General features: G+C 66.7%; 3 protein-coding genes. 1 reads left to right on the plus strand and 2 read right to left on the minus strand.

Features of this window, described 5'->3' with window-relative positions; translation table 11 throughout:
- Together LQV45_RS27755 and LQV45_RS27760 are read right to left on the minus strand one after the other, a co-directional pair.
- A partial coding sequence (locus LQV45_RS27755) for an alcohol dehydrogenase catalytic domain-containing protein (RefSeq protein ID WP_230010097.1) occupies positions 1-280 on the minus strand: 280 nt, incomplete at its 3' end.
- A 136-nt stretch (positions 281-416) separates the two neighbouring features.
- A complete protein-coding gene (locus tag LQV45_RS27760; protein WP_230010098.1) occupies positions 417-1,199 on the minus strand; it encodes an IclR family transcriptional regulator in 783 nt (260 codons plus the stop codon).
- A gap of 249 nt (positions 1,200-1,448) precedes the next feature.
- On the opposite strand from LQV45_RS27760, the gene LQV45_RS27765 reads away from it, so the two are divergent.
- Positions 1,449-2,100 (plus strand): CoA transferase subunit A (locus LQV45_RS27765; protein ID WP_230010099.1); only part of this gene is annotated, 652 nt, incomplete at its 3' end.

The following is a 2,100-nucleotide window of genomic DNA, read 5'->3' on the forward strand; positions in this document are numbered from 1 at the left end:
TGCCATTCCAGATGACGTCGTCACCCACCTCATAGCCGGTCACGCCGGGGCCAACGGCGGTCACGATTCCTGCCGCCTCACAGCCGGGAACTGCAGGGAAGTCCAGGGCAAGGTACGGCTTCAGGTAGCCGGCGACGACTTTCCAGTCCACCGGGTTGACGCCGACGGCGCGGATTCCCACCTGGACCTCGTTCTCCCTCGGAACCGGCGGTTTCTCCTCGCCAACGGTGACGACGTCCGGGCTGCCATAGTGATCGAAAGAGATCTTGGTGTCTTTCACGGGGCTTTGCTCCTTCGGCTCGACGCGCTGCGGCCTGTGCTGCCAGCTTCTGGCACAAGCGGCGGCTGCGCAAGAGTCGCCCGGCAAGTTGAATTGTCCGAGGCAGCCTGAGCCGAACCGGGGCCCGTGACGAGGGTCAGGCGCCTGGCGAGCGGGTCAGCAGCGTGGAGATCCGGTGCGCTTCTTCCAGGAGCAGCCGCCCCAGCTGCGGACGCCGGTCCTCCCGGAAGCGCGGTTCGATGCCGGTCAGGGACAGCGCCCAGGCGGGGCGCCCCCGCTGGTCGAAGACCGCCGCACCCATCCCCCAGCTGCCTTCCAGGACCAGCCCCGGATTGACCGAATAGCCGGCCTGCCGCGTCGCTTCCAGGTTCTCCCTGACCAGTGCTGCGGTGTGCGCGGCCGCAAAGCTGCCGGCATGGGCTGCCCAGTTGGCGAGCAGTTCTTCCTGCTCTTGTGCCGGCAGGAAGGCCATGATGGCGGTGCCGGCGGAGGCGACGCCCAGCGGGAACCGCACCCCCTCGTGCAGCACGAAGGAACGGACCGGGAAGCTGCCTTCTTCCCGGAGCAGGCACACGGTCTCGTTGCCGCGGCGGATGGAGAAGAAAGCGCTTTCGCCGGTCTCTTCGGCCAGGCGGCGCAGGCTCGGCCTCGCGATGTCCTCCAGGGGGAAGCGCGCCGAGGCCACGGACCCCAGCAGCAGGATCTCCGGTCCCAGGACCCAGTTGCCGCTGCCCGGGTCCTGGTCCAGCAGCCCCTCGGCCGCGAGCGAGCTCAGCAGCCGGTGCACGGTGGGCCGTGTCAGGCCGGATTCGCGCACGAGCTCCACCAGGGGGCAGCCCTCCGGCTTCCGGCCGACCAGGCGCAGCAGGCCGGCTGCCCGGCTGACCACCTGGGCGCCCTGGACGGGGGTTGTATTCATTGCTTGCCTCACGTCGGCCCGGAACTGAATGATGCTTTCTCCCACGCTGCTTTTACCCAATTTCACCATCAGGTATCCACATAATGGATAGTCCTAAGGGTAGCGTCCACACTGTAAATTCCGCCAGTTAGCGGCGAGACTCCACGTTGACAGTGGTCTGTGACACACCATAGGCTCCTTCTTCAGACATGGAGTCCACAAAGTGGATTGCCGGGGTGGACAGCAAGACGAGCTCAATGAGGAGATGCAATGTCAAAGGTGAAATCCGGGGCAGAGGCCGCTTTGCAGGACGTACTGCGCGACGGCATGACGCTCGACGTCGGCGGTTTCGGGCTCAGCGGGATCCCCGCTGACCTGATCGAGGCGGTGCGGGACTCCGGGGTGAAGGACCTGACTGTCGTCTCCAACAACATGGGCGTGGACGGCAAGGGCCTCGGGGTCCTGATCGAAGGCGGCCAGGTCCGTAAGGTCATCGCGTCCTACGTTGGGGAAAACAAGCTCTTCGCCGAGCAGTACCTCGCCGGCCAGCTGGAGGTGGAGTTCACCCCGCAGGGCACCCTTGCTGAGCGGCTGCGCGCCGGCGGCGCCGGCATCCCGGCGTTCTACACGAAGACCGGCGTGGGCACCCTCGTCGCCGAAGGCAAGCCGCTGGCGGAGTTCGACGGCGAGACCTATGTCCAGGAGCGCGCCATCAAGGCCGACGTCGCCCTGGTTCACGCCCGCACGGCCGACACCGACGGCAACCTGATCTACCGGTATACCGCGCAGAACTTCAATCCGGTGGTGGCTACCGCGGGAGCCGTGACGGTCGCCGAGGCCGAAGTGATCGTCGAGCCCGGCCAGCTGGAACCGAACCACATCATCACCCCCGGCGTGTTCGTCCAGCGCCTGGTCCAGGCCA

This window comes from Microbacterium sp. Bi128, from assembly GCF_918698205.1.

Bases quoted from the DNA above. Each gene is read 5' to 3' on its own strand.
- LQV45_RS27760 (WP_230010098.1), bottom strand. From the start codon at position 1,199: ATGAATACAACCCCCGTCCAGGGCGCCCAGGTGGTCAGCCGGGCAGCC.